The sequence below is a fragment of the Pontimonas sp. genome, assembly GCF_031581085.1.
Classification (GTDB): domain Bacteria; phylum Actinomycetota; class Actinomycetes; order Actinomycetales; family Microbacteriaceae; genus Pontimonas.
Map to the genome: position 1 here is coordinate 1 of NZ_JAVLBO010000037.1, position 6,218 is coordinate 6,218.

Consider the following 6,218-nt stretch of genomic DNA (forward strand, 5'->3'; position numbering starts at 1 on the left):
CTACGCAACAATTCCCGATGAGTACCTCAATGAGACGGAACTTGCCGATTCGACTGACCTGGTGAAACAAATTGCCCAGTGGAACGGGGAGACCAAGCTCTACTCGATCGACGCAGATCGTCACTACATGAAATACCGTACTGACGTAATCGATGACCCGGACGCTCAGGCTGCTTATCTGGAGGCGACCGGTAACGAGTTGCGTGTGCCGCAAACCTGGGATGAGTACAACGAGCAGGCAGCGTTCTTCGCTAGCGAGTACGCCAGTGGAAACTGGTCACCCGCCGGCCAGCCTGCAGATGTGGACTTCTACGGTTCCGTCGAGGTAATGGCTCGCGATAATCTGATGTTCTCTGCGTTCATCAGCCGCGTGGGTCCCTATGCCAAGCACCCGGACGTCACCGGGGGTTTCTGGTTTGACGAAGACATGACTCCTCAAGTCAACAATCCTGGATTCGTTCGCGGATTGGAAGACTTTGTCGAGGCCGTGAACTTCGTCCCGCCGGGCTACTCCAGCTACGGCCTTGCTGACGAGATTGCATCGTTTAGCAAGGGCGAGGCGCTCTTTAGCTATAGCTGGGATGACGCGTATGTTGCAGCCAACCAAGCCGACAGTCCGATTCGTGAGAATGTCGCGGCTGCTCCGCTACCCGGAGCCGACGAGGTGTGGAACCGAGTGACAGGTGAGTGGGATACTCCCGAAGGCGGAGTCAACTACGCGCCGTACATCTCGTGGGGTTGGACCTCAGTGGTGACTGCCGACTCTCCGGTGCAGCAGATGGCGTTTGACTACCTCTGCTTCTTCGGAAACAAGGCGAACCACACGATCGACCTGACCATTGGTCGCTTCGGGGTGAACCCGGCGCGCACGGAGAACTTCGACGCCTCGTTCTGGACTGACCAGGCGGGCTGGGAAGAGCAGGCGGCAACCACCTACATCGACACTCTCGAGAACTACGAGGAGAACACTAACCGTGTGTTTGACCTCCGCGTTCCCGGAAATGGCGAGTTCTACACCGCTATGGCGAATGGTGTTGCAGAGGCTCTCGCGGGGCAAAAGACTCCGCAGGAAGCTCTCGACGATGTTGCCGTCGAATGGGAAAGCATCATCGAACGCATCGGACCCGATGAGATCGAAGAGGCCTACCAGGCTGTGATCCGGCTCGAGGACAACCTCGACTAGTCACTCCATGTGACTTTGGGCCTGTGGCGGGGAACATGTGTTCCCCGCCACAGGACAAAGTCTGTCAACCTTCCCCACACGCTGGAGACATTCGTGAGCAAATTTTATGGCCGGCTGTTCTTGCTGCCAGGGTTATTCACCCTCATTGCCATCATCATTTTCCCCCTCCTGTTCACCATCGCGCTGAGCTTTTCCAACTGGTCGGTGGCCAACTCGGGTTTTGATTGGGTCGGGGGTCGTAACTGGGCTGCGATGGCAAGCGATGGTCGGTTTTGGGAGTCGATGGCCCGGCTTATCCCGCTCGCTCTTGTCACCGTGTTCATCCAATACGTTCTGGGTTTCCTCGCCGCGTTGGTTTCGTGGAAGGGCGTTGCCTCGGGCCGGTTTTTCCGGGTTCTGTGGCTGGTCCCGATGATGACTACGCCGGTAGTGATGTCGGTCGTCTGGAAATCAATTTTTAATGAAACGGTTGGGCCTGTAAACGACATCATCACCGCTTTGGGGTTCGGACCCGTGTCGTGGCTATCCTCCACAATCCCGGCAATGGCGGCAATTATGGTGGCGGAGATTTGGCAATGGACACCTTTTATGTATTTGTTGCTGTTGGCGGGTCTGCTCAGCCTGCCGAGAGAGCCGTTTCTCGCGGCATCCATTGATGGTGCCGGGACCTTTCGAACCTTTTTCAAAGTCACGCTCCCGATGATGGCTCCTGTCAGTATCGGAGCAATCATCATTCGCCTCATTGAGGCATCAAAGATTTTTGACACTGTTTACGCGATGACCAATGGAGGCCCCGGCTCTTCTACGGAGACGCCGACCTATTACATCTATTTGAAGGCATTGCGAAACTTTGACCTAGCAAACGGCGGCACCCTGTCGGTGACGTACCTCATCACGTTCATCGTCCTTCTGACCGTTATTGTGCAAATCCTCACCCGCATCTCGAAGCCGAAGGGGATCTAAAGATGCTGCTCAAGCGCGTTTTGGTCGGAGTTTTTATCTCTCTGTGGACCATCTTCATTTTGTTGCCTTTGCTTTGGGCGGCCGTCACCAGTATTAAGCCACCAACCGCTGTGGATTTTGGTGCCACCTACATCCCGTTCGTGGAGTTTGAGCCGAGCTCTCTGGGCTGGTCCAGCATCTTCGGTGGGGGCGGAGCGACGACAAATCTTATTCCCCCGCTTTTTAACAGCGTGGTCATTACATTCGCTGGCGCGGGAATTAGTTTGGTTCTGGGGACCATCTCTTCGTACGGTCTTTCACGCTTTGCCTACAAGCTGGGCTTCATCCGTAATCAAGACATTGTCTTTTTCTTCATTTCCCAGCGCATCATGCCGCCCATCGTCCTGAGTTTTCCGTTCTTCCTCATGTTGAGAGAGCTCAGTCTGTTAGATACCCGGCTGGGTCTAATTATCGTGTCTATCGCGGGACTGATGCCGATTGTTGTGTGGCTTATGGTGGACTTTTTTAACGGGATTCCGCGGGAGTTGGACGAAATGGCCATGCTCGAGGGATACAGTCCATTTGAAGTGTTCGGGCGGGTCATTCTGCCTCTCACCGCGCCTGGCCTCACGGTTGCAGGGATGTTTGCGGTGATTTTCGGCTGGAACGACTTCTTCTATCCCCTGGTGTTGACCTTCGGTCAAATTACGACGTTGCCGCTCGCGATCGTGTCCCTGAACGCGACAGTGACCCCTTACTGGACATTGAGCGCAGCGGCCATTTTTGCGATATTGCCGCTTATTGTGTTCGCGTTTGCTATCGAGAGGTTCCTCGCCAAGGGAAGCCTCAGTGGGGCGGTGAGGTAATTACATGTTGAAGGCAGAGAACTTGCACGCCACGCTCGACAAGGAAATCTACTTGGACGACGTGAGTTTCACCGTTGAACCCGGTCGCATTTATGTCGTTATGGGTCGAACGGGAGCAGGCAAAACTAGCCTGATGCGCGCTGTTGCCGGTTTGCTCACTCTCGACAGTGGGCAACTGAGTTTTGATGGTGAGCCAATGACCGATACCCCGGTGTGGAAACGAGACATCGCGATGGTGTATCAACAGTTCATTAACTACCCGAACAAGACAGTTCGAGGAAACATCGAGTTTCCCTTGAGAAAAGCCGGGATGAAGGGCGATGAGCTCAGAAACCGCGTTGATACCTATCTTCACAAAGTAGGGCTTACAGAATTTGCCGACCGCAAGCCCGGTCAACTGTCGGGCGGTCAGCAACAGCGCGTCGCGATGGCACGTTCACTTGCCAGACACTCGCGCATCCTGATGCTCGATGAGCCACTTATGAACCTCGACTTTAAGTTGCGTGAGCAACTGCGGGAGGAATTTCTGAGCCTATTTGCCGGTGAGAACCAGTCTGTGACGCTCTACGCGACGACAGAAATTGGTGAGGCGATGATGTTGGGCTATGAACTGATGGTGATGCATGAAGGTCGAGTCCTACAGTCGGGTCCCCCTTCTGAAGTGTTCGAGAGGCCAAAGAATCTTCAAGTTGCGCAGATCGTTAATGATCCGCCGATGAGCGTGCTGAGAGCTCGTGTTGAAGACGGTGACATCATTCTCGCGAGTGGTCTCCGCCTTCCTCGCCCCAGTCATCTCTCGGGCCTCGGTGAGGGCACATACGATTTTGGTATTCGAGCCATGGACCTGGTTCCCACGGGGGCTGATGGTCTGGCGGAATCCACCACCATTTCCTTTGTCGAGGTTTCGGGCTCAGAAACTGTTCTTTACCTGAGCGCGGAAGCTGGAGACCTGGTGGTCATGATTGAAGGAATCCACGATTACCGCGCCGGGGACACTCTTCGTGTCGCGCTGCGCAGTGAACGGTTTTTTGCTTTCGATCCATCAGGTGATTTGTTATTCGCCCCGGCCGTGGAGGTGCGCTAATGGGAAGTGTGACTTTGGAGGGTGTCGGGCACGCCTACGACAACAAGACCCCCCAAGAGCAGTGGCCACTGAAACCCTTAAGCGTGACTTTCGAGGCTGGGCGAACATACGCCCTGGTGGGTCCCTCAGGGTGCGGTAAGACCACACTGCTCAACATTATTTCTGGAATTGTCACCCCCAAGCAGGGCCGTGTGCTTTTTGATAACCGGGACATCACAGGTTTGAAAACCGAAAAGCGCAATGTTGCGCAGGTCTTTCAGTTTCCGGCGATTTACCGCTCCATGAACGTGTTTGACAATCTTGCCTTCCCCCTCGTGTGTCGAAATTGGGAAGACGACCGAATTAAAGAACGCGTGGAGAGTGTGGCGGACATTCTCGGAATTTCTCACAAACTCAAACGCTCTGCGTGGCGTCTGGGTGTGGATGAGAAACAGTTGGTGTCCCTGGGGCGTGGGCTGGTCCGAGACGACGTTGCGGTGTTACTGATGGATGAACCTCTGACCGTCATTGATCCTCAGCTCAAATTCATGCTCCGTAAGCGAATCAAAGAAGCGAACGATGAGCTGGGCTCAACCATCATTTACGTCACCCACGACCAGTACGAGGCCATGACGTTTGCGGAAGAACTCTTGGTGATGAGCGACGGAGAAGTTGTCCAGCAGGGAACGCCGGAAGAGCTATTCGAAGTACCGGTGAGTGACTACGTCGGCTATTTCATTGGTTCTCCGGCCATGAATTTCTTGGACGTTGAAAAGGATGCCAATGGATTGACTCTTGGCGGGTCTGTTCTCCAGGCCGGCAATGCCGGGAAACCTGCGTCGGGTGATTTGAAACTTGGCATCCGACCCGAGTATGTCCGCGTAGCAAGCAGCCGCAGTCAAAATGTGATTTCTGGGCAAGTGACGGGTGTTCAGGACCAAGGCAATACCCGTGTGGTGAGCTGTGATGTTTCCGGTCAGTCTCTCAAAATGAAACTTCCCCGGGAGATGGAGGTCCCCGACACGGGTCCTGTATTGCTAGAGCTCCCGGTCGAAAAACTCTTGCTCTACTCGGGCGGTCAGCTTGCGGGCGCTTAAGCTCACGAAATGACGTCTCACCCGCCCGCTGCTCGAGTCACTGCGTGGGGTCTGATCGGGCTGGCATTTGTGGTTTCCGCCGCGAACAGTGTTCAGGCTCGTGTGAACGGAGCTGCGAGTGAGGCCATTGATCATCCCATTGTGGCGGCAATGATGTCTGTGGGTGGTGGGTTCATTGTCTCCACCGCGTTTTTGGTGTCACTTCCTGGCGCTCGGCGCGCGCTGGGCCGCTTGTTCTCGTCCGGTACCCGGCGTTCGCTTCGAACCTGGCACTATTTTGCAGGATTCGGGGGCGGAATCTTTATTTTTGGCCAGGCCCTCGTGGTGCCCCAGGTGGGCGTGTCGGTATACATGATTGCTGTTGTCACCGGACAAACTCTCGGTTCGCTCTGGGTTGATCACATTGGCTTGGGTCCGGCCGGGAAAAAAAGAGTGACTCTCCTCAGATTTCTTGCCGGTGTATTGGCCGTTTTCGGGGTGATTGTGAGCGCAATCGGCCGTGGAGATGCGGCATCCCTCGCCTTGGCCGGAGTTGTCTACGGATTAGGCGCGGGAGTTGCGACGTCAGTGCAGTACGCCCTGAATGGACGTATCGGTCAGGCCGTCTCCTCGGCCTTAGTCACGAGCTCACTAAATTTCTCGATGGGATTTTCGCTCTTGACTGTCTTTTTGTTTATCGACTGGCTCGCCCTCGGTCGAACTCCCGCCATGCCCCCCTCACTCATCGAGGACCCGCAGCTGTGGCTTGGCGGACCACTCGGAATGCTTTTTATTGCGTCGGCAACTCTATTTGTCCGTTATCTCGGGGTACTGGTTTTTGCGGTGATATCGGTGCTTGGCCAACTCGCGGGGGCCCTGGCGCTGGACGTACTTTTCCCCACCGAAGGAACAGTGGTGAGTGCCCTCCTCCTCGTGGGACTGCTCACCGTCTCCATCGGCGTCGTACTCGCCAGTCTCGGTATCCCACAAAACACCGGCGACAGAGTCTAAAGCGCCAGACTGGTGCCCAGAAGCTCACCAATCGACCAGGTCACCACGAGCGCCCCCGCACCACCGAGCATCACCCG

6 protein-coding genes are annotated in these 6,218 nt (G+C 55.4%); all 6 read left to right on the plus strand.

Annotation, left to right across the window (positions count from 1 at the left end):
- The coding region (locus RI518_RS07425; protein ID WP_310689754.1) for an ABC transporter substrate-binding protein at positions 1–1,183 on the plus strand (1,183 nt) is incomplete at its 5' end.
- Between the two features lie 93 nt (positions 1,184–1,276).
- Entirely contained in the window at positions 1,277–2,146 is an 870-nt protein-coding gene (locus RI518_RS07430; protein ID WP_310689755.1) for a sugar ABC transporter permease, read from the plus strand.
- 2 nt (positions 2,147–2,148) lie between these two features.
- Positions 2,149–2,991: a carbohydrate ABC transporter permease gene (locus RI518_RS07435; protein WP_310689756.1), complete on the plus strand. Its 843-nt coding sequence runs from the start codon at positions 2,149–2,151 to the stop codon at positions 2,989–2,991.
- A 4-nt stretch (positions 2,992–2,995) separates the two neighbouring features.
- Complete coding sequence (locus RI518_RS07440; protein ID WP_310689757.1) at positions 2,996–4,075, plus strand: ABC transporter ATP-binding protein; 1,080 nt, start codon at positions 2,996–2,998, stop codon at positions 4,073–4,075.
- The gene (locus tag RI518_RS07445; protein ID WP_310689758.1) at positions 4,075–5,151 is read left to right on the plus strand and encodes an ABC transporter ATP-binding protein; all 1,077 of its coding nucleotides are present in this window, start codon (positions 4,075–4,077) and stop codon (positions 5,149–5,151) included. The genes RI518_RS07440 and RI518_RS07445 overlap by 1 nt, the downstream gene beginning before the upstream one ends.
- Before the next feature lie 9 nt (positions 5,152–5,160).
- Entirely contained in the window at positions 5,161–6,141 is a 981-nt protein-coding gene (locus RI518_RS07450) for a DMT family transporter (protein ID WP_310689759.1), read from the plus strand.
- Positions 6,142–6,218: the final 77 nt, after the last annotated feature.